This window comes from Variovorax boronicumulans (assembly GCF_019352895.1).
Taxonomy (GTDB): domain Bacteria; phylum Pseudomonadota; class Gammaproteobacteria; order Burkholderiales; family Burkholderiaceae_C; genus Variovorax; species Variovorax boronicumulans_A.
Genome location: NZ_JAAAFX010000007.1, coordinates 519,520 through 541,130, shown reverse-complemented (window position 1 = coordinate 541,130; position 21,611 = coordinate 519,520). Strand labels below are relative to the sequence as shown.

Annotated in this window: 19 protein-coding genes; 7 read left to right on the top strand and 12 right to left on the bottom strand. The window is 66.1% G+C overall.

Features of this window, described 5'->3' with window-relative positions; genetic code table 11:
* Positions 1 to 82: 82 nt before the first annotated feature.
* Positions 83 to 1,678 (bottom strand): M48 family metalloprotease, encoded by a 1,596-nt coding sequence (locus tag K0H49_RS17520; RefSeq protein WP_257624934.1) that lies wholly within the window; start codon positions 1,676 to 1,678, stop codon positions 83 to 85.
* Between the two features lie 54 nt (positions 1,679 to 1,732).
* Between K0H49_RS17520 and moaC the strand changes: the two genes are divergently transcribed.
* Positions 1,733 to 2,212 carry a cyclic pyranopterin monophosphate synthase MoaC gene (gene moaC, locus K0H49_RS17515; protein WP_219215119.1) on the top strand — a complete coding sequence of 160 codons (480 nt, stop codon included), beginning with the start codon at positions 1,733 to 1,735 and terminating at the stop codon, positions 2,210 to 2,212.
* 57 nt (positions 2,213 to 2,269) lie between these two features.
* On the opposite strand, the gene K0H49_RS17510 is transcribed toward moaC, so the two are convergent.
* The 9 genes from K0H49_RS17510 to K0H49_RS17470 form a co-directional block, all read right to left on the bottom strand.
* Positions 2,270 to 3,172 (bottom strand): ABC transporter permease, encoded by a 903-nt coding sequence (locus K0H49_RS17510; RefSeq protein WP_257624933.1) that lies wholly within the window; start codon positions 3,170 to 3,172, stop codon positions 2,270 to 2,272.
* A 7-nt stretch (positions 3,173 to 3,179) separates the two neighbouring features.
* Entirely contained in the window at positions 3,180 to 3,977 is a 798-nt protein-coding gene (locus tag K0H49_RS17505) for an ABC transporter ATP-binding protein (RefSeq protein WP_374122372.1), read from the bottom strand.
* Positions 3,974 to 4,948 carry an ABC transporter substrate-binding protein gene (locus K0H49_RS17500; RefSeq protein WP_219215116.1) on the bottom strand — a complete coding sequence of 325 codons (975 nt, stop codon included), beginning with the start codon at positions 4,946 to 4,948 and terminating at the stop codon, positions 3,974 to 3,976. The genes K0H49_RS17505 and K0H49_RS17500 overlap by 4 nt, the downstream gene beginning before the upstream one ends.
* Positions 4,949 to 4,980: 32 nt before the next feature.
* The gene (locus K0H49_RS17495) at positions 4,981 to 5,997 is read right to left on the bottom strand and encodes a dipeptidase (protein WP_219215113.1); all 1,017 of its coding nucleotides are present in this window, start codon (positions 5,995 to 5,997) and stop codon (positions 4,981 to 4,983) included.
* Positions 5,994 to 6,314, bottom strand: a complete 321-nt coding sequence (locus K0H49_RS17490; protein WP_219215109.1) for a monooxygenase — start codon at positions 6,312 to 6,314, stop codon at positions 5,994 to 5,996. Before K0H49_RS17490 ends, K0H49_RS17495 begins: the two co-directional genes overlap by 4 nt.
* A gap of 264 nt (positions 6,315 to 6,578) precedes the next feature.
* Positions 6,579 to 8,468: an asparagine synthase (glutamine-hydrolyzing) gene (gene asnB / locus K0H49_RS17485; RefSeq protein WP_219215104.1), complete on the bottom strand. Its 1,890-nt coding sequence runs from the start codon at positions 8,466 to 8,468 to the stop codon at positions 6,579 to 6,581.
* A gap of 37 nt (positions 8,469 to 8,505) precedes the next feature.
* On the bottom strand, positions 8,506 to 9,684 hold the full coding sequence (locus K0H49_RS17480) for a glycosyltransferase (protein ID WP_219215103.1): 1,179 nt from the start codon (positions 9,682 to 9,684) through the stop codon (positions 8,506 to 8,508).
* Positions 9,681 to 10,862 carry a glycosyltransferase gene (locus K0H49_RS17475; protein WP_219215098.1) on the bottom strand — a complete coding sequence of 394 codons (1,182 nt, stop codon included), beginning with the start codon at positions 10,860 to 10,862 and terminating at the stop codon, positions 9,681 to 9,683. The genes K0H49_RS17480 and K0H49_RS17475 overlap by 4 nt, the downstream gene beginning before the upstream one ends.
* 82 nt (positions 10,863 to 10,944) lie before the next feature.
* Entirely contained in the window at positions 10,945 to 12,618 is a 1,674-nt protein-coding gene (locus K0H49_RS17470; protein ID WP_219215095.1) for a PglL family O-oligosaccharyltransferase, read from the bottom strand.
* A gap of 182 nt (positions 12,619 to 12,800) precedes the next feature.
* Here K0H49_RS17470 and K0H49_RS17465 point away from each other — a divergent pair, with 182 nt between their 5' ends.
* Genes K0H49_RS17465 through K0H49_RS17440 form a run of 6 tightly spaced genes read left to right on the top strand, consistent with a single transcriptional unit; the run spans position 12,801 to position 19,269 of the window.
* Positions 12,801 to 13,409: a GspH/FimT family pseudopilin gene (locus K0H49_RS17465; protein ID WP_257624932.1), complete on the top strand. Its 609-nt coding sequence runs from the start codon at positions 12,801 to 12,803 to the stop codon at positions 13,407 to 13,409.
* Entirely contained in the window at positions 13,406 to 13,969 is a 564-nt protein-coding gene (pilV, locus tag K0H49_RS17460; RefSeq protein WP_219215092.1) for a type IV pilus modification protein PilV, read from the top strand. The genes K0H49_RS17465 and pilV overlap by 4 nt, the downstream gene beginning before the upstream one ends.
* Positions 13,966 to 14,742, top strand: coding sequence for a PilW family protein (locus tag K0H49_RS17455; protein WP_219215089.1), 777 nt, complete (start codon positions 13,966 to 13,968; stop codon positions 14,740 to 14,742). The genes pilV and K0H49_RS17455 overlap by 4 nt, the downstream gene beginning before the upstream one ends.
* On the top strand, positions 14,739 to 15,338 hold the full coding sequence (locus tag K0H49_RS17450; protein ID WP_374122371.1) for a pilus assembly PilX family protein: 600 nt from the start codon (positions 14,739 to 14,741) through the stop codon (positions 15,336 to 15,338). Before K0H49_RS17455 ends, K0H49_RS17450 begins: the two co-directional genes overlap by 4 nt.
* Before the next feature lie 9 nt (positions 15,339 to 15,347).
* Positions 15,348 to 18,755: a PilC/PilY family type IV pilus protein gene (locus tag K0H49_RS17445; protein WP_219215086.1), complete on the top strand. Its 3,408-nt coding sequence runs from the start codon at positions 15,348 to 15,350 to the stop codon at positions 18,753 to 18,755.
* 25 nt (positions 18,756 to 18,780) lie between these two features.
* Positions 18,781 to 19,269 (top strand): type IV pilin protein, encoded by a 489-nt coding sequence (locus K0H49_RS17440; RefSeq protein ID WP_307886071.1) that lies wholly within the window; start codon positions 18,781 to 18,783, stop codon positions 19,267 to 19,269.
* A gap of 766 nt (positions 19,270 to 20,035) precedes the next feature.
* Here the strand turns inward: K0H49_RS17440 and K0H49_RS17435 are convergent.
* Entirely contained in the window at positions 20,036 to 20,569 is a 534-nt protein-coding gene (locus K0H49_RS17435; RefSeq protein ID WP_219215083.1) for a pilin, read from the bottom strand.
* A gap of 223 nt (positions 20,570 to 20,792) precedes the next feature.
* Entirely contained in the window at positions 20,793 to 21,599 is an 807-nt protein-coding gene (locus K0H49_RS17430) for a 3',5'-cyclic-nucleotide phosphodiesterase (RefSeq protein ID WP_219215082.1), read from the bottom strand.
* Positions 21,600 to 21,611 lie beyond the last annotated feature (12 nt).

The window sequence follows — 21,611 nt, the reverse complement described above, 5'->3', positions numbered from 1 at the left end:
TTGTGTTTCACGTTCTGCGCTTCCGGGCCGATATTGCTGCGCTGCAACGGGCATTGCTGCGCAATCGGCGCCAACTTCGGCATCAACGCAACGGCGGATCGGCCTGCTGGGCCTGCAGCAGCGCCTCCACCGCCCGTGCACGCGTGTCGATGATGGAGGCTTCGTAGTGGTCGCCGCCGCCGCGCGCCAGGTCCTGCGCGGCCTTGAAACGGTCGCGCGCGCCGGCGTAGTCGAGCACCGCGACGTTGGCCTCGGCATCGGCGCGCACGGCACGCAAGGCGTCGTTCTGCGCGTTGTAGAGGGTGGACAGCGCATGCCAGGCGCCCGCATCGCGCGGGTGAAGGGCCACCCAGTCGCGCAGGGGCGCCACCATCGGGGCCGGCTGGCGCTGGGCCACCGCCACCTGCGAGGCCAGCAGCAGCTCGGCGCGGGTGCGCGGGGCCGCCCCGGGCTCGAGCAGGGCCGCGGCCTGGGGCGCCGCGCCGGCTGCGAGGTACAGCTCGGCGCTCAGCAGCCGCGCCAGCGGGGCCGCGGCCGGATCGGGCGCCACCAGCGCCGTGAGCCGATCGGCCAGCCGGCGGGCCGTGCGGGGGTCGTGCAGCTCGTTCGCGCTCAGCGCCCCCGCGTACAGCAGGCCGGCCTGCTGCGCGGGCGCGCGGCGCGCGAAATCGGTGCCGCTGGACGCGTCCACCGCCTGGCGCAGCAGGTCGGCACCGGGGCGCGACAGCACGCGGGCGCGGGCCGCCATCATGGCGTGGTCCATCTGCAGCACGGGCTTGAGCGCGGCGGCCGGCACGGTCCCGGCCGCGGGCACGGCGGAGCCCTCGCCGCGGAACTGGAAGCGGGCCTGCATGTCGGCGATGCGCTCGCTGTTGAGCGGATGGCTGCGCAGGTAGGGATAGGAGCCGTTGTCGTTGAGGCGCGAGGCGTACTGCAGCTTCTCGAACATCGAGGCCGCGCCCTGGGGCGCGAAGCCGGCCTGCGTCATCACGCCGAAGCCCACGCGGTCGGCCTCGCGCTCCATGTCGCGCGAGAAGTCGAGCTGGCTCTGCATGGCCAGCGCCTGGCTGCCCATCAGCACCGCCTGGCCCGCGTCGCCATTGCGGCTCTTGCCGGCCGCGATCATGCCCAGCACCATCGCCGCCAGCAGCAGCGGCATCTGCCGGCTCTGCTTGGCCATGATGCGGGCGATGTGGCGCTGCGTGACGTGCGAGAGCTCATGGCCCAGCACGGTGGCGAGCTCGTCGCGGCTGTCGGTGACGGCGATCAGGCCGAGGTGCACGCCCAGGTAGCCGCCGGGCAGCGCGAAGGCATTGATGCTGCGGTCGCGGCCCAGCAGCACGGCCCAGGCGAAGCGCTCGTCGAGCTCGGGCGTGAGTTCGCCGCGCACGCGGGCCGCGGCCATCAGCGGCTGCCAGACCGACTGCACGTAGTCGACCAGCACCGGGTCGTCGATGAAGTCGGGGTCGCGGTAGAGCTCGCGCGCGATCTGGTCGCCGAGCCGGCGTTCGGCCGCGGCCGTCATCTCGCCGCCGTCGCCCATGCCGGGCAGCAACTGGGCCCGGGCCAGCGGCGGCAGCAGGCACTGGCTGGCGACCAGCAGGGCCACGCAGGCCCGGCGCAACGCGGGGCGTACAGAGAGGGAAACGGCGGTCCAGTGCGGCATGGAGGGCGGCATCGCAGGTGGCGGAACGGACTCGTATGATGCACAACCCCAGCGAACGTTCACCCCATGAGCACCCTCACCCATTTCGACGCCCAAGGCCAGGCCCACATGGTGGATGTGGCCGGCAAGCCCGCGACCCATCGCGTGGCCGTGGCCACGGGCCGCATCGAGATGCAGGCCCACACGCTGGCGCTGATCGAATCGGGCACCGCGAAGAAGGGCGACGTGCTGGGCATCGCGCGCATCGCCGGCATCCAGGCCGCCAAGAAGACCAGCGACCTGATCCCGCTGTGCCACCCCCTGGCCCTGACCCGCGTGGCCGTGGCCTTCGCGCTGGCCGAGGGCGGCGTGCCGCAGGTGGTGTGCACCGCCACGGTCGAGACCGTCGGCCCCACCGGCGTCGAGATGGAGGCGCTGACCGCGGTGCAGGTCGCGCTGCTGACCATCTACGACATGTGCAAGGCGGTCGACCGCGGCATGACCATCACCGACGTGCGCGTGCTGGAGAAGCACGGCGGCAAGTCGGGGAGCTACCGGGCGGACTGAGCAGCCGGCAGCTCCGTCTGGATTCAGCCGTACAAAGGGCTGGCCGCTGCCGCGAGGTCACACGCGGATCGTCTCGCGCGCCTGTCCCCGCGCCCGGAATGCAGGCAATCCCAGCGTGATCAGCACGAACACCGCAGTGACCAGTTTCAGGTCGCCCGGCTTCAGGCCGCTCGACAGGCCCAGCGACACCAGTTGGAAGTACAGGATGCTGCCGACCACCGGCGCCGCCAACTGACGCGTGATGGTCTTGCGCCCGGTGAGGGCCTCACCGATGACCAGCGAGGCCAGCCCGTTGATCAGCACGCCCAGGCCCATGCCCACATCGACAAAGCCCTGCTGCTGCACGATCAGTGCGCCGCCCAGCCCGACGAGGCCATTGGCCAGCGCCAGGCCGGCGATCGTGTACGTCCAGTCGCTGATCCCGAGCGACGGCGCCAGGTCGGCATTGACACCCACCACGCGCAGCGCAGCGCCCGACTCCGTCCTCAGGTACCAGCGCAACGCGAACAGCAAGGCCAGCACGAGCAGCGCGAAGAAGCCGATCTGCAGGCCCACCGATTGGGTGAGCTCCGGATGGATCAGCTGGAACAGGCTGGCGGTGTCGAACAGCGCTACGTTCGATTGGCCAAGCACGCGCAGGTTGATGCTGTAGAGCGCGGTGAACACCACGATGCCCGCGAGCAGCGGGCTGAGACCGAAGCGCAGGTTGACCAGCGCGGTGAGCGCGCCGGCCAGCACGCCGGCGGCGATGGCGGCCAGGGTCGCGAGCACGGGATGCCAACCCGCCAGCAGCAGGGCGGCGCAGACGCAGCCGCCGAGCGGGAAGGACCCTTCGCAGGTCAGGTCGGGAAAACCCACCAGGCGGATCGGGATCATGATGCCCATGACCAGCAGTGCATAGACCAGGCTCTGCGCGAGCGTCACCGGCACCAGGTTGAGGAAGGCTTGAAGAAAGTCCATCACGGCCTCAGTGTCCAAGCCGCATGCGGTCGTTGTCGATGTGGAAGCGTTCCACCAGCGCGTCGGGCGTCAGCGCGGCCTTCTCGGCGCCGCGAATGTCGAAGCGGATGCGGCCCGCGTCCATCATGATCAGGCGGTTGCCGGTGGCGATGGCCTGGCTCATGTTGTGCGTCACCATCAGCGTGGTCAGCCGGCGCTCGGTCACGGCGCGCATCGTGGCCTCCATCACGCGGTTCGCGGTGCGCGGGTCCAGCGCGGCGGTGTGCTCGTCGAGCAGCAGCAGCAGCGGCTGCGAGACCACCGCCATCAGCAGCGACAGCGCCTGGCGCTGGCCGCCCGAGAGCAGGGCGACCGAGGTGTCGAGCCGGTCCTCGAGCCCCAGGCCGAGCTCGGCCAGCCAGTCGCGGTACCTGGCGCGGCGCTCGGGAGTGAGCAGGCTGCGCGCGCGGTGCGCCTGCCCGCGTCGCTCGGCGACGGCCAGGTTTTCTTCGATCGTCATGGCGGCGGCGGTGCCGGCCATCGGGTCCTGGAACACGCGCGTGACCAGGCTGGCGCGTTTGTGCGGCGCCAGCGCCGTGATGTCGCGGCCCGCGATCACCAGCGAACCCCGGTCCGGCTGCACGGTGCCCGCGATGGTGTTGAGCAGCGTCGATTTGCCCGCGCCGTTGCCACCGATCAGCACCAGGAAATCACCCGGCGCCACGCTCAGGTCCAGGCCGTCGAGTGCGGGCCTGGATTCGGGCAGGTCGCGGTGGAAGGTCTTGGTCAGGCCCCGGCACACCAGGGTCGGCAAGGCCTCGCTCACTTGAGCAGCCAGGGGCTCTGCTCGAGCGCGGCCGGCACCGACAGGCCGACCGCCTGCAGGCCTTGCGCACTGAAGAAGGAATCGAAGTCGCTGGCCTTGGGCACGTAGGGTGCGATGTGGGCCGGCTTCTCGCCTTTCAGGATGCGGTCGGCGATGTCGGCCGCGTGCTCGCCGTTCTTGGCATAGGACACGGCGTGGAAGCCAGCAAGTTGGTGCTTGAGCGGTTCGGAATACACCGAGTTGAACAGCGGCACGCGGATGCGCCGCGCCACCTGTGCCACCACCGGTATCGCGGTCTGCACGATGTTCGACTGGATCTGGTAGATCGCATCGACCTTGCCGGCGAAGCTCTGCACGCGCTGCGGCAGGTCGTTCGCGTTGTCGACCGGCACGGCTACCACCTCCAGGCCAAGCTTGCGCGCGGCCTTGTTGAACAGGTCGATGTTGGTCTTGTCGTTGTCTTCGCCCGGGTTGTAGAGCGTGCCGACGCGCTTGACCGTGGGCACCACCTGCTTGACGAAGGCCAGCGAGGCCTCGAAGTCCTGCAGCAGCGTGGCGCCGCTGCTCGTTGCCGAGCCGTGCTGCCAATCGGGCACGATGCCCGCGGCCACCGGGTCGACCACCGAGCCGAACACGATCGGGATCGACTTGTCCTTGATGCCGCGCACGGCCGCCTGGTTGATCGGTGTCGTGATGGCGAAGATCAGGTCGGGCTTCTTCGCCTCGGCGCGCTGCAGCACCTGCGGCACCAGGCTGCGGTCGAAGTTGGCATGCATGAAGTCGTAGCTGACCTGGCGGCCCTCCACGTAGCCCAGCTGACCCAGGCGCGCCTTGAAGCCCTCGGCGACCTGGTTCAGCGCCGGGTGTTCGCCGAAGCTGGCGATCGCGATGACCTTGGGGGCGGGGGTCTGGGCCGACACCGCGCTCGTGAGGACGAGCGCTATCGCGCCCAGAAGATGTCTGGCGTTCATCGAAAAGTCTCCGGATTTTTTGAAAGAAGGAATCAGGTCGGCGTGGTGCCGTGCCAGTTCTGGCCCGCCACGCGCAGGAAGTTCTCGCCGAGCACGCCCAGGATGGCGTCGTCGCCATAGCCCAGGCGCTGCAGCGCCTCGACCAGTTCGGGCAGCACCTCGGGCTTGACGTCGGCCCAGGGCGGTCGCGGGTAGCCGCGCTGCGCCATCAGGGGGCCCGCGTCATAGAGCTGGGTCATGAAGGCCTGGTAGAAGACCACGTCCAGGCCCAGGCCCACGTGCTGCGGCCCCACCAGTTGGGCGATGTGGTCGATGTGACGCACCACGCCGGTCACGCCCGAACTGTTGTCCTCGGCCACGAAGGCGCCGATGGAGTTGATGCCCACCACCCCGCCGCGCGCGGCGAGCGCGCGGATCTGCGCGTCGTTGACGTTGCGCTCGTGCGCCTTGACGGCATGCGCACTCGAATGCGAAAAGATCACCGGCTGGGTCGAGTGCTCGATGATGTCGAGCGAGGTCCGGATGCCCGCATGGCTGGCGTCGAGCATCATGCCGACCCGGTTGGCCTCGGCCACGAAGGCGCGGCCCAGCATCGAGAGGCCGGCGTCCGACGGCTCGTGGCAACCGTCGCCCAGCGGATTGCGCGTGTTGTAGGCCGGGATGATCCAGCGCACGCCCAGGCGGTACCAGACCGCGAGCAGCGCGGGCTCGTAGGCCAGCGGCCCCGCGCCCTGCAGATGAAAGCCCACCCCCAGGCGGCCGTCGGCCTTGGCGTGGCGGATGTCGTCCACGCTCTCCACCAGGCGCAGGTGCGGCTGGGCTTCGAGCCAGCGGCGTTGCTGGGCGAAGTGGCGCAGCGTGGGCTCGGGCTTGTCCCAGTCGGCACCGATGGTCAGCGAGACGAAGGAGAAGCCGCCCGCATGAAAACGCTCGAGCATCCCCGGCCCTTCGGCCAGGCACTCAGGCGTCCAGCCGACAGCGCTCTCCCAGACCAGGGCGCGCTGGATCAACGCGTCGGCCGGACGCGTGCTCGCGAGCGGCGCGCTCATGACAGCGGACCGCGTGTGATGTGCGTGAGCGCGGCGTTGACAGCGAAGCTGTGCGCCACCACCCCTTCGACGCCGAACGCCTGCAGACGCGCCGCGTGCTTGGTGCGGTAGCGCTCTGCCGAAGCCGCGTCGGCGAACAGATAGATGCCGCCTGCGCGGCCGGCAGCCTGGTTCTCGGTCCAGATCTTCCAGAGCAGGCCGTCCTCGCCGGCGATGTCGAGCGCAAGATCGTTCATCGCGCTGCCGAGCTCGGCGCCCCAGGGCCCGGCGAAGGGGAAGTCGAATTGAAGCAGGGTCGTTGGCGGGGCGTGGCTCATGGCGTGGGCGTGCAGGTCTCGTGCGTTGCGGGGCAGTGCGTGCGTTCGTGGAAACCGAAGACGCAAAAAGCCCGCGACGATAGGCCGGCAGTGCGGGCCACGCCAATGCGAAAAATGAACTTGCTTATCTGTTCCTTGAGAACGGATGCAAGACCTGGACAGGGTCGTGCAAGCGCCTGCGCGGAAAGGTGGCTGCAAGGCCGCACGAGCACGGCGGCAGGCCAGGACGCCAAGCCGGGGAGCGAGCGGCTTCCGACAGAACGCTCAAGCCGTCTCGACCACGGGCATCGGCACCTCGGCCGCACGCGCCGCCATCCACGACTGCAGCATCACCAGCGACCAGACATGCGTCCAGTTGACGCGCCGGTCACCGGCCAGGAAGCGCTGCCACAGCGACGCCACTTCGGCGCGATCGAACAGTGCGTTGCGGCCCAGCTGGTCCAGCGCGGCGGCGCAGAAATCCTTGAGATCGTTGCGCAGCCAGCGATCCCAGGGAAAGGAGAAGCCCTTCTTCGGACGGTGCACGATCTCCGGCGGCAGCAGCGTGCCCATGGCGTCGACCAGCGCCTTCTTGGGCGTCTTGAAGTCGGTCTTCATCGCGTCGGGCATGCGCAGCACGTACTCGATCAGACGGTAGTCGAAGAAGGGCTCGCGGATCTCCAGGCCCCAGGCCATGCTCATCTGGTCGGTGTCGCGCAGCAGCACGTCCAGCGTGTAGCCTGACAGCTCGGCGATCGAGTACTGGCCCAGCAGCGGGAACTGCGACGCAGTGCCGAAGTTGACGTGCTCCCAGCCACGCTGGCGCGTGTCGGCCGGAAAGCTCAGCAGCCGGTCGAGGTCGCCGCGCACGAACACGCTGCGGCTCGCGCCGTAGAAGGACGACAGGTCGAGGTTGCCGCCGCTCGTGAGGTCGTTGAGCTTGGACAGCGCGCGCGTCTTGAGCACCGCGCTGGCCGCGCCCACGCCCTGGCGGAACAGTGGGTGGCCGAACAGCTTCTTGTGGCGCGACACGGTGAGCCAGCGCTCGAAGCCCGGGTAGCCCGCGAACAGCTCGTCGCCGCCCAGGCCCGAGAGCGCGACCTTGATGCCGGTCTGCGCCACCAGCTTGGAGACGATGAAGGTGTTGATGCCGTCCAGCGTCGGATGGTCGGTGCGGCGGATGTAGTCGGGCAGGATGCGCACCACCTCCTGCGGATCGAGCAGCAGCTCGGTGTGCCGGGTGCCGTATTTCTTCGCGACGATCTGCGCGTACTCGCGCTCGTCGAACTCCTTGTCCTCGAACACGATGGAGAAGGTGTCGACCGGCTGGTCGTGGTGCTGCGCCATGAGCGCGACCACGGCCGAGGAATCGATGCCGCCCGAGAGAAAGGCGCCCACCGGCACGTCGGCCACCATGCGCATCTGGATCGAGGCGTCGAGCAGCTGGCGCAGGGTCGCGGTCACGCGGCCGTAGTCGGCGTAGGCATCGGCGGCGATGGGCTGCGTCGGTGCGCCCGTCAGGTGCCAGTAGATGCGGCGTTCGAAGCTGTTCTCGGTCAGCGTCGCGCACTCGCCGGGCAGCAGCTGCTCGACGCCCTCGAGGATGGTGTGCGGCGTCTTCACCGACACGCCGCCCAGGTACTCGCGCAGCGACTGGCGATCGATGCGGCCGTCGCTCGCGCCGGCCGCGATCAGGCCGCGGACTTCCGAGCAGAAAGTGAAGCGGCCGGGCTGCTGCACGAAGTAGAAGGGCTTGACGCCCATGCGGTCACGCGCGACGAAGAGTTCGCGCTTGTGCTTGTCCCAGATCGCGATCGCGAACATGCCGTTCAGGCGCGACAGGCAGTCGGCGCCCCAGCGGATGAAGGCCGCCAGGATGACCTCGGTGTCGGAGCGCGTCTTCCAGGCGTAGTCGAGCTGCGCGCGCACTTCCTGGTAGTTGTAGATCTCGCCGTTGAAGACCATCACGTAGCGGCCGGTCGCTTCGGTGAAGGGCTGGTTGGCCGCATCGCTGACGTCGATGATCGACAGCCGGCGCTGGCCCATCAGCACGCCATCGGCTTCGTAGCGCCCTTCGGCGTCGGGGCCGCGGTGCTGCATCGCCGTGTTCATGCGGTCGATGGCCGCCGGGTCCGCGCTGTGGTCGAAACTGATGATTCCTGCGATTCCGCACATGGTGGAAGGGGCCGGTGGGCGTTGAAGGTTGAGGGGCTCAGGCAGGCTGCGCGCGCGCGGCCAGCGTCTGCGCGTAGATCGCTTCGATGCGGTCGAGCGCGGCGTCGGAGTCGAAGCGCCGCACCTGGGACAGGCCATGCGCGATGGCCGAGCAGCGCGCGTCGTCGTCCAGGCCGACCACCTGCGCGAGCACGGCGGCGGCGGCGGCGGTCCAGGCCTCGTCGGCGGGGGCCGCCGCATCGGCCGGCGGCACATAGAAGGCCGCGTCGCCCGCGACCTCGTTCATCGGTGCCGCATCGGTGGTGATCACCGGGCAGCCCGAGGCCATGGCTTCGGCGATCGGCCAGCCGAAGCCTTCGGCGATCGAAGGGAACAGGAAGGCCGTGGCCGTGCCGTAGAGGCCGACCAGCACCTCGTCGGCCACGCCCGACAGGAAATGCACCTCGTCGGGCGCGTGCATGCGCAGGCGTTGGGCGACAAGCGCGTCGGTCGGCGGCGGGCCGATCATGAGCAGCGGCAGGCCCTGCGACGTGCCGCGGCGCCAGCGGTCGACCATGGCCAGCACGCCGCCGCGGTTCTTGTACCAGACGTCCACACCCACATGCAGCAGGAAGCCGCGCGACAGATCGATGCCCAGCTTGCGCCCGAGTTCGGTGCGCCCGGCGGCCACATCGGGCGCCGGATGGAACTGCGGGTTCACGCCGTTGTAGACGACATCGCACACCGGCCCCGGGCCGATGAAGCCGCGCAGGTCCTGCTCGGTCTTCTTCGAGATCGCGATGAAGCGGCGCCCCTGCGTGAAGCCATGGCGGATGTAGCGCTGGTAGAGCCGGCCCGTGAAGCCCGGCCGGTTGAGCGGCACCCGGCCCAACGCCGAATGCTGCGCCAGCAGGTCGTGGCAATGGATCACATGGGGCTGCGAGGCCACCAGCGGCACCCAGGGCCCGAGCGCGTGGTCGCTGAACACGTACAGCGTGTCGGCCGGCTGCCGGGCCTTCTCGCGCCGCACCCAGCGCGGAAAGACCACGAACTGGTCGAGGTAGCCCATCCACTTCTTGAAGCGCTTCGGCACCGGCCAGGCATGGAACCCGGGCCGCGGGGCCCAGATGCGCACCGTGTGGCCCCGCTGCAGCAGGCCGTCGGCCAGCCAGCGGGTGTAGCGCGGCATGCTGGCCGAGCCAAGGAAATCCGGGTGTGCGAAGAGCACGACGTTCATGCTTCGGCCTGCATCGTCTTCAACGCCGCGAGCAGGCGCCGGGCCGCTTCGTCGGCCTCGAAGTTGTCACGGTAGACCGCATGGGCCGCGGCACCGCGCGCCGCGCGCTCGGTGGGCGACAGCGCGCGCCAGCGCGTGAGCAGGCGCAGCACGCCGGCTTCGTCGTCGTCCTCGACCAGGCCGCCCGCCTCGCACTCGCGCCAGATGTTGACCTGGTGGCTGATCAGCACCGGCCGGCCGCAAGCCATGGCCTCGACCACGGAGATGCCGAAGTTCTCCTGATGGCTGGGCAGCACGAAGGCGTCGCAGCCGTAGAGCGCGCCCCATTTCTCGTCGCCGCGCAGCATGCCGGGGAAATGCACGTCGGGCTGGCCCGCGGCCATCGCCTGCAGGGCGCGCCCGTGCTCGCTGTCCAGGCCCGGGCCGGCGATGACCAGCGCTGGCAGGTCGGCGCCTTCGCGCCGCAGCGCCAGGTAGGCGCGCAGCAGCAGGTCGGTGCCCTTCTTCTCGTGCACGCGGCTCAGGAACAGCAGGTAGGGCTTGCCCCCGAGCGCCGGGCAGCGGGCCGCAAAGGCAGCCGCCATGCCGTCGTGGCGCGGCGGGGGCGCCTGGATGCCGTAGCCCACGTCCAGCTCGCGCTTCGGGTGGTAGGGCGAGAAGGGCTCGCGCGCCAGCAGCAGTTCCTGCGCGCAGGTGAACAGGATCGCGTCGGCGCCGTGGATGGCCGCGCCCTCGAACAGGGTCCAGGCGAGGGTGTTGCGCAGCGCCTTCCAGCGGCGCTCCGGCGCGCGCTGGAAGTAGGGGTCGAGCATGCCGTGCGGCATGACGCAGAAGCGCGGCCCGGGTTTGCCGGTCTGCCGGCGGTATTCCTTCAGCGCGCCCCAGGTGCCGGCGTTGTTGTGCAACCAGAGACCGTGCGCGATCACCACGTCGAAGCGCTCGAAGTTCTTCAGCAGCCAGGGACGCAGCGCCGGGCAGTAGGCATAGGGCGTGCGCGCCGGGCCGATGGCGTGGATCTCGAAAGGGTCCTGGCCCAGGAAGGCCGCATCGGGCGCGTCGAAGCTCAGCACCTCGTTGTGCACGCCCAGCGCGGTCAACGCCGGCACGATGTTGCGGATTCCCTGGCAGGGACCGCCGTGCACGGGGTCCATGCTGGAAATGACGCGCAGAATTCTCATGGGCCTCTCATGAACCGACAAAAGTAAGTTCAAAGTTTTAACAAAGGTCTCGATTGTCGCGAAGCTGTGACATTTCGCAACCTCAATCCGCCTCTTTTTCGACCGGCTCCCCCCGCAACCAGCGGGCATATTCCTCCGAATAGGCGATCTTGAAGCGCGCCGCCCACGCGAGCGCCTGATCGTCGCGTCCGATCAGCGTGGCACTTTCGATCAGCTTGACGACCACGCGCGGCTCGGGCGAGAAGTGCAACGTGCGCTGCGCCAGGGCATTCACCTCGGCCGCGTTGGCCCGGCTCACGGGCGTCAGCGCCAGTTCGGCAAAACGCACCTGGCCGGCAAAAAGCCAAGAGGCCTGCAGCCTGGCCAGGGTGTCGTCGCGCCAGGGGGGCAGGCGCTCGGCGCGGACCGTGTAGATCTGGCTGATGCGCAGGTAGTCCCAGCCCGCATAGCCGACCACCGCGATCAGCAGCACGGCCAGCGCCCCGCCGATGCGCGGCCCGTTCAACCAGCGCGTGCCTGGGGTCGCGGCCGCGGCCGGCCAGAGCAGGCCCAGACAAAGACCGAAGACCAGCTGGAAGGGCCCGTACCAGAGCGGGTACTCGAGCAGGCTGTGCAACACGATCGCGCCCAGCACGCCCCAGGCCAGCAGCCGCTGCGGGTTGCGCTCGCGCCAGGGCCGGGCGGCCAGCACCAGCGCGGCAAAACCCGCGCAGATCACGAAGGCCGCCGGTATGCCCAACTCCACCGCCAAGTGCAGCGGCAGGTTGTGGGCGTTGTCCAGGATCTCGATGAAGCGCGGCCCGGCGTACAGGTGGCTGAAGTGCGCGTAGCTCAGCTGGCCCCACCCCCAGCCGCGCCAGGGGTGCTCGGCGATCAGCTCGATCACGTTGCGCCACAGCAGCAGCCGGGCGTTGCCTTCGGGCGCACCGTCGCGCAGGCGCTGCAGCATGCCTTCGACGTCCGACCCGGCGAGCATCGGCAAGGCCCAGGCGGCGATGAAGTACGCGGGGATCAGCGCCAGCAGCAGCAGGGGGTGCGGCAGGCGCCGCGGTGTGACCGGTGCGCCGCGCCGTTCGCCCCAGGCCAGCGCCGCCGCCAGGCCACTGATCGCCGCCCATTGCAGCAGCCCGGTGCGCGACGTGGACGCGGCGGCGGCCAGGGTCAGCAGCCCCAGCCCCGCCAGCCAGCCCCATCGGGCGCGCCCGCCCAGCCCGGCGTACAGCCAGAGCGCCGCCACCAGCGCCATGCTGATCAGCGTGGCGAACTGGTTGCGCTGGCGCAGGTTGCCGTAGGCCTGGCCGATCTCGGGCGCGGTGGTGAAAGGCGCCAGCGGGGCGGCCGCGCCGTAGTACTGGAACAGGCCGAGCACCGCGCTGACCAGGCCCGCGGCCAGCAGGCCGAGCGCGACGGCGCGCGTGCCCATGGAACCGGGCGCGCGTGCGATGCCCGCCCCCACGCAGGCCGCCATCGCACCGACCGCGATCGCGGCGCACGCCCCGAGGAACTGCCCCGTGTCAGGCCCCCGGCCCAGCACGATCGCCAGGGCCAGCGCGCCCAGCCACAGCAGCACCCCACGCGCCGGCATCGCCCGCGGGCCCAGCCACCAAAGCAACGCCGCGCACAGCCAGCTGACCAGCAACTGCCAGACGTTGGCGGAGGGGCCGGCGACGAGGGGGGAGAGGAAGGGGAAGGCGAGGAGGAGGGCAGATCCGAGGCCATTCGACGGCCAACGGCTCGCCTGGATGTTGAGATGCATGGATCCCCTAGGACTGTGAAAAATTCACGGATCGGATTTGACGACCGCACCACTCGGCGGCCTCCCGGTTCCGTTCGTCGCCAGGGCTCGTCAAAACAACGGGGCCGTTGGCACAAATTGCTACATTTGAAAACTATTGGCCATTACTCCTTTGGCACTCAGGTTCACGCCCCCCCTCACTCATGAAACAATTTTCACGTTCGGCATGCATGGCAACAGGCCATAGGAACGTGTTTTTCCGCGGGCGCGCACGCTCCGCCATGCGGGGTTTTACCCTACTCGAACTCATGGTGGTGCTGGCGATAGCGGCCATCCTGATGGCCGTTGCGGTGCCCTCTTTCGCGCTGCTGATCCAGAAGAACCGGCTGGCGACCCAGACCAATGCCTTCATCGGCGACCTCCAGTTTGCCCGCGCGGAAGCGATCAAGCAGGGTCAGACGGTCACGGTCTGCGCTTCGAGCGACGGCTCCAGCTGCCTGGGTACCACCACCTGGAACACCGGCTGGATCGTGTTTGCCGACCCCGACAACAGCAAGACACGCGACACGACGAAGGTGACAGAAGCCGTGCTGAGAAGGCAAGCAGGCTGGACTGCCTCAGACACTTTCACGGCAAGCAACAGCATCGCCGCCATCTCCTACAGCCGCGACGGCTTCGCGCTGGGTCTCACGGGCACGATCACCCTGGCAATGCGCACCAATCCGTCGAATGCGCAGACCACGCGCTGCGTGACGCTGAGCCTCGTCGGTCGCCCGCAGGTCGTGTCGCCGAACGGAAGCAATTGCACATGAAGCGCCTGGTCCTGCCGCCCTCCGAGCGCGGCTTCACTCTCATCGAAGTCCTTGTCGCCATCCTGCTGGTCGCAATCGGCATCTTCGGCTTTGCCAAGATGCAGGCACTGGCGCTCTCGAGCACCCAGGTTTCCAGCGCACGCTCCATCGTCTCGATGCAGGCCAGCAGCCTCGCTGCAGCCATGCAAGGCAACAGGACCTATTGGGCTTCTGGCGTGGCTCCCGCCAGTTTCAGCACGGCGCAGTCCACCGTGACCGACGCCACCGGCGTGCTCTCGGCCACCGTGGGCTCCTGTGAAGCAGCCGCGAAACCTGCCACCCCTGCTTGCACTTCCGCGCAACTGGCCGCACGGGACGTGCAGCAATGGGCCAGCAACCTCGCCAATCTCTTGCCGACCTCGAGCTCCACCGTCAGTTGCAGCACATCGACCAGCGTCCCGGTCAGTTGCGTGCTGACGATCAGCTGGAAGGAGCGCTACGTCGCCTCCACCCGGGCCACCGCATCGGACAGCGCCGCCACCGGCGGTTCGCGCTCGTTCACCCTGTACATCGAACCATGACCACCTTCATCAGAACGCGGCAGCCTCTTCGGCGCATGCGGCAGGCCGGGTTCGGCTTGATCGAACTCATGGTGGCGCTGGCGATTTCGCTTTTCGTGCTGGGAGCGGTGCTGAGCATCTACCTCAACATGAAGAACACCTTCAACACACAGGGCCAGCTCACCGATCTGCAGGACAGTCAGCGTCTGGTGCTGACTATGATGACCACGACCATCCAGTCCGCCGGCTACTTCGTGAACCCGCGCACGGACACGCAAAGCGCCGCGCTCCCGGCGGCGACCGTGACCGGCGCCGACGGCAGCACCTCAGTCTTTGCCGCCGGACAGGTCATCGTCGGCAGCGGCAACGGCAGCGGCAGGGCCGCCGCCAGCGACGCCGTCACTGTCCGCTATCAGACCGCCAACAACGACGGTCTGATGAACTGCCAGGGCGCCACCAACACGTCCGGCGCGACGACCATCTACTCGAACCGATTCGCCGTCAATGCCAGCAACGAGCTCACCTGCACGGTCGGCACCGGCAGCCCGGTGACGCTGGCGGGCAATGTCGACAAGATGAGCATCCTGTACGGCGTCGACACCGATGGCGATGTCAACAACGCCATCGACACCTACCTGCCCGCATCGGCGATCACCGATGCCGGCCTGTGGGCCAACGTGTACACGGCCCAGGTCAAGCTCGTCTTCCTGGACACGACGGCCTCCAAGCCCGGCGCACCTGTGACCATGCCCCAGCCCCTCGTCCAGACCATCAACCTGATGAACCGCCGGTGAACTCACTCATGCTCCCCCGTTCGCATTCGAAAGGCCGAACAGCGCAGCAGGGCATTGCCCTGATCACCAGCCTGCTGATCCTGGTCATCGTCACCCTCGTCTCCGTCAGCATGTACAGAAGCTTCGGGCTTCAGGAAAAGATCACCGGCAACACCCTCGAGAAACAGCGCTCGCTGCTTGCCGCCGACAGCGCGCTGCGCTACGCGGAGTGGTGGATCAACCAGGGCAACACCGGCACCGGCTCGGCCTGCACCGGTGTCGTGAACGCCAACACCCAAGCGAACATGAAGATCTGTTCGAACGCCCTCGGCACGCCCGCGGTGCTGCCCTGGACCAACCGGTTCGAATACAAGCCACCCACCATGACCGTCCTGGGCGGCGGCGGCCTCAATACGGCCACGTCCGGCGTGGTCGGTGACGTCAACTACGCCACCGTCCCCAGCCTGTACATCTCTTACCTCGGCATCGGCCCCGACGGCAAGTCGATGCTCTACCAGGTCACGGGCGTGGGATACGGCGGCAGCACCACCAGCGCGAGCGTTCTTCAGAGCACCTATGCGATGACCTATGCAACCAAAGACCTGAGCGGACCTTGAAAGGTAGACATGAAGCACCTTCGTTTGATCTACGCCCTGACTGCCCTGAGCTTGTTTACGAGCAGCGCACACGCCCAACTGGTCATCAGTGACACATTGACAGGCGTGTCCTCATCATATGAGTGGCAAAGCCTCGCAGGCGCTTGTCTGACCGCTGGCAACGACACTGGGTCCATCCCTAGCTGCTCTGGGCTGAGGTACTACAGCGACAGCAAGCGAAAGCTCGTCGGCGGTGCAAATGGAACGATGCCCGATGCTGTCGGCTCCGGAGCACTGCGCCTCACCAACGGAGCGAACGTAGACGGCAACCCGGTGAAAAATGCAGTCCCCGCCGGAGGTGCCAACGGCAACGATCAAACAGGGGCGGTGTACTCGAAGTTCGATTTCCCGTCGAACCAAGGCCTCGAAGTCACGTTCCAGACAGCGACCTATGGCGGGAATGCATACTCAAACCATCGCGGCCAAAAGTCTGGTGCCGACGGCATTGCCTTCTTTCTGGTGAATGCCGATCAGGTGACCCAAGTCAATGCGCAGACCACTACCGGTGCGTTCGGGGGCAGTCTCGGCTACAGCTGCGCGAACAGCAAACCCACCAACGACGGATTGCTGGGCGCCTATATCGGTCTGGGCATCGATGAATTCGGTAACTTCTCGAACCCTGGAGACAACACGGCAAGCGGCCCGGGTGCGGGCGCTGGACGCGTGACGCTACGGGGCGCCGGCAATATCACATGGGCCTGGCTGAATGCCAACTATGGGACCTACTACCCGAATAACCTGAGCGGCGGCGACCAGCAGACCGCTGTCGGCAACACCTGTAAAGCCGGCACTGTGCAGAACTGGAGTGGCAAGGACCAGTTGAACAGCGACGGAAAGACCAAGATTTCACATAAGGGCTCCACCGACTACACCCTCCGCACCTATCCCTATATTGCACACAGCGACCTGCCGTCCGGCTCGACCATCTACAGCCAAGAGGCCGTAGCGAAGCCGACACGCACCGCAGCGACGCCCATCACCTACGGCCTCAAGATCACGCAGGATGGCCTGCTCAGCCTCTCCTACAGTATCAATGGCGGCACGACGACACCGGTGATTACCAACCAGGCGATCACAACCTCCAATGGTCCACTGCCATCCAAGTTCCGCTTCGGATTCAGCTCCGGCACTGGCGGCGGCAGCAACGTGCACGAGATCATGTGCTTTAAGGCGGCACAGATCAACGCGTCGGCAAGTTCCGCCGGTATCAACATCCAGCAATCGGCCAAGGTGCAGGTCGGCACGCAGCTCTACCTGGCCTACTACCATCCCACAAACTGGTGGGGCCAGATGACAGCGCAGAACCTGGTCGAGGACGCGACGACCAAGACCGTGTCGATCAACCCTGTGGCGAACTGGGATGCCAGTTGCGTCCTGACCGGAGGGACTTGCACCGCAACGGGCTCGTCCAACACCGTGCAGGCTTCGGAGCAGCGAAACATCCTGACCTGGAGCGGCAGCGCCGGGACGCCGCTCACCTGGGACTCGCTCACGGCCCCACAGAAGACCACACTGGATTCCTCTTCCCGACTGTCGTATCTGCGGGGAGACCGCAGCAACGAAGTGACCACCTCGGGAACGGGCACGTTCAGGGCCCGCAACAGCGTGTTGGGAGACATCGTCAACTCCAGTCCCACTTGGGTTGGCGCACCCACACTGCCGTACAAGGGCCTGTGGACTGACGCGTTGTTCCCGACCACGACCATGCCCGAAGGCGGTACGAGTTATGCGGCCTTTGCAAGCGCCAATGCCACGCGAACCAATGTGGTTTACGTGGGCGCAAACGACGGCCTACTCCATGGCTTTCGCGCGGGGGCATACACCGCGGGCGGCGCCTTCGACACGACAGCCGCAAACGACGGGCGCGAACTGCTGGCCTACATGCCGAATGCGGCGCTGACCACCATCCGATCGACGACGCCGGCGCTCGACTACTCATCGCCACAGTACAGCCACAACGCCTTCGTCGATGCCACGCCCGGTACCGGGGACCTCTATTACGGCGGGGCTTGGCACACATGGATCGTCGGCGGCCTGGGCGCGGGCGGCAATGCCACCGGCGTGGTCGGGGATGCCACCTCGATCGCCACGGGCACGCTCTACGCACTGGACGTCACCAACCCCGGCAACTTCAGCGAGACGAATGCCAGCAGCCTGGTCCTGGGCGAATGGAACTCCAACACGCTGGCCTGCACCGGAGACACGACAGGGTCGCTTTGCAAGGACAGCCTGGGCAGCGTCTATGGCACGCCGATCATTCGCCGCCTCCATGACGGCAATTGGGCGGTGCTCTTCGGCAACGGCTTGAACAGCAACTCGGGCAAAGCCGGCCTGTTCATCATGACGGTGAATCAGGCAACCGGCGTCAAGAGCTTCCGCTTCCTCGAGGCCGGCACCGGCTCCGGCCCGAAGACCGCCACCAACGGCACCATCACCGCGCGCAACGGCATCGCCTATGTCACCTCGGCGGATCTCGACGACGATCACGTGACGGACTACGTCTATGCCGGCGATGTGTTCGGGAACGTCTGGCGCTTCGACCTCACGAGCAGCTCGCCTGCGAACTGGGCCGTTCGCGCCGCACCGGTCTTCGCGACCGGTTCGCAGCCGATCACGACGCGCGTCACTGTGACGTCTTCCATTGCCGCATCCATCGCGCCGCGGGTACTGGTTAGCTTCGGGACAGGCCAGATCATGCCGCAGACGCTGACCTCGTCCGCGACACCAGCGACGGGCTCACAGGCGATCTACGGCATCTGGGATTGGGATATGGCGGCCTGGAATGCCAAGAGCACCAGCCAATACACCAGCCTGACCGGCGCTCAGACGGTCAATACCGCAGCACTTCAGACGCAGACGGCGACCACTCTGACCTACAACAACGGAAACATCTCGGACGTACGAACCGTGACCCAGAATGCCGTGTGCTGGAAAGGCTCGACCACCTGCAGTGGCGGCGCAACGAACAATCCGCACTATGGCTGGCGGCTTGTGCTGCCCGGCACGAACGAACAGATCGTCTACAACCCCGTGATTTCGGACGGCCTGTTCCTGGTCAATACGACGCTTCCGGCCGTCACGCAGACGCTGACCTGCGATGCGCAACCTGCCTCGGGTTTCACCATGGCCATCGCACCCGAAACCGGCGGTGCGCCACGCTCGTCCTACTTCGGAGACGCCACCAACAATGTCATCACCACCAACGGTCTGGTGGTGGCAGGCATCGGGCTGAGCGGTGTAGGCTCGCCTTCCATCGTCAGCACAGACACCAAGAAGTATCTGGCGACTCAGACCGTGAGCGGTGTGGGGTCGGTCACGCAGGTCAATCCTGGGGCGAATGGTAAAGGTGGACGACTGACGTGGATCAGGCTGCGCTGAGGTGTCGCCATTGCGAAAGAACTAGATGAAAAAATACCCGGCCAATCCCGGTTTTTCGATGTACGGCAGGAAGAGCCGAGGATTCACGCTGATCGAAATGATGATCGTGGCCGCAGTGGTCGCAATCCTGAGCGCAATTGCCATCCCGTCTTATCGCAACTACATCCAAAAAGCACGCCGGGTCGATGCGAAAAATGCGCTGCTCGATATGGCAGCCCGGCAAGAACGTTATTTCAGCATAAATAACACTTACAGCGGCAATCCCTCTGCGCTCGGTTACACCGTGACCAACTGGCCTCAGCCCGTGAATTCGAGCGGAACAAGCTACTATTCACTCAGGGTGGATGTCACCGCCGCCACAGATACGGCACTACCAACATTTGTTGCCAAAGCAACTCCAGTAAGCCCACAAACACTGGATACGACTTGTTATGAGTTTCGACTAAATCAGTTGGGTGTTCAGACCAACGCCGACAGCAGCGGGACAGTATTTGACGGGCCTGGGTGCTGGTAGCGTCCGTTGCCACAAACAGAACCACATGATTTGAAATTCACCGAAGCACTGACTTCAGAACAGCTCTTTTCTCACATTAAGTATTTTAATTAAAACCCATCAGTCGGCGAACGCAAGATAGCGGCATCGACACGGACCCCAATGGATTGAGCGGAGAGGCACTCTTTGCTTTTATTAGCGTTTACGCATCTACCCTACCCAGTCGGACCAAATCCCGTGACTACCGCGCTAAAGAGCGCGAATCAGCAGTACCCCAACATACCGAATCGATCCCATTGCGAGGACCGATACCTATAGCTGAACGACACAGCCGACTTCACAAGATTGATTATTTTTACCGTCTCTGGCGACTCAAAAACGGCAGCACAGATCACCCAATTTTTTCGGTAGACCTACGAGATATAGCGGATGTGGCACATCGAAGATGACTTGACCCTCACGCAAAAAATCTCAGGTTCGCAGATATCTCCGCGCTTGAACCCCCCTGAGCTGAGCCTGTAATTTCGGCGGCTGCCGACATAGCTCTAGCATGTTATTCCTTGCTCGCGACTTAGCTCCGACTTTCGCAAAAACCGATATAGCGCACCCTTTTACCGGTCAAAATGCCTCCATTCCTATCTTCGCTCAGATGCATTTGAGGCGCAGGTTAGACCATTTGGTAAGAAGCATTATCCGAGCGCTCCCCCTACCAAGTTAGATTCGGCGAATGCAAGACCTGCACAGAACGCAAAAAACCGCCCGAAGGCGGTTTTTTTGAGCAGGGTTCTTACGGCTTCGGAGCAGCAGCAACGCGGCAGTTTGCGGGCAGGTATTTTTCTTGAATCGGCGTAGCAGCCGAGGGGCGGCACTTCCATTGGAAGGCTTGGCCGGCCGCCGCCGCTGTGGAAAGATCAAGGTCGACCGGCGTAGCGGCGTTGGTCTGGGGAACCAGATCCAACTGGTTGGCGGTAGCGGGGACGACCGCGGTCGTATATGCAATTGTGATGATGCCCGAGGCGGAGGTCTTGATGCTGGAAACATTCTTGTTGTTTTCCAGGAAAGTCGTGCCAATCTTCTGGCACGAAGCTGCATCCGTACAAGCGACGAGTGCAGTAGGACCACCTGACGCAAACGTATCGGAGACGGCCGTCTTATAAGCGCTTGCGAGCGACAGACCTTCGGTGACCTTCGCACGGATTGTGTAGTCCTGATACGCCGGCAGCGCCACAGCAGCCAGGATACCGATGATCGCCACAACGATCATCAGTTCGATCAGGGTGAAACCCTTTTGCACGTTGCGTGCGATGGAACGACGGTTCATTTCACTACTCCAGGTTGTTTATGAGGTCCGAGAACGCGTCCCGGTGCTCCTTATCCGCAGCAAGCGTGCCAGCCTCAAAACCGCCTCTCCGCTGCTGTTTTCTGCCAAATCGTTCACGTTCGATTTACAAGTTGCGACACAAATGTTGTTGAGGCACAGCTTGTAGGTGACGTTTTTTGTCACATCCGACCAAACGTGTCTGCACACGACACCTGCTGAACTCTCAAACCACCATCACCCCCGCCGTCTGCAACCACCGAATGTCCCGCCCCTCCAGCCCATTGCTCAGCCACCCCGAAGCAAAGGTGTCGATCTGGCTCATGATCTCCGCCGTTTCGGCGGGCTTGGTGTGGGTGATGTAGATCGGGTAGCGCCGGCCGGGCGCGATGTGGGCCAATTCGTCGGCCAGGGTGGCGGGCGACAGGTGCAGGCTGCGTTGGGCCAGGGTCTGTTCGCGGTTGCTGAAGGCGGTCTCGATCACCAGCATGGCCACGTCGAGCGTGTTCACGCGGGCCCAGAAGGGCGGGTTGCGCTCGGTGTCGCCGCTGAAGACCCAGTACGGGCCGCCGTCGGCGGCGCGCACGGCGTAGCCGCAGGCGGGCACGGTGTGGACGGCCGGGAGCACTTCGATTGCCTTGGGGGCGCGGGTGCCGAGTTGCAGGATCTGGCCGATCGAGATGTCGTGGAAGCTCACGAAAGGCGACTCGCGGCTGGGAATGCTCGCGAAGTCGGGCCAGATGACGTTGTTGAAGACGTGGGCGCGCAGGGCCTCGATGGTGGCGCGCAGCGCATGCACCCGCAGCGGCCGGGCGCGGCTGGACGCCACGGCGTCGATCATCAGGGGCAGGGCGGCGATGTGGTCGAGGTGCGAATGGGTCAGCAGCACGTCGTCGATGCCGGCCATTTCCTCGAGCGTGAGGTCGCCGACACCGGTGCCGGCGTCGACCAGCACATCGTCGTCGACCAGGAAGGAGGTGGTGCGGCAGTCTTTGGCAATCGCGCCGGAGCAGCCCAGTACACGCACCTGCATAGCGGACCCTTG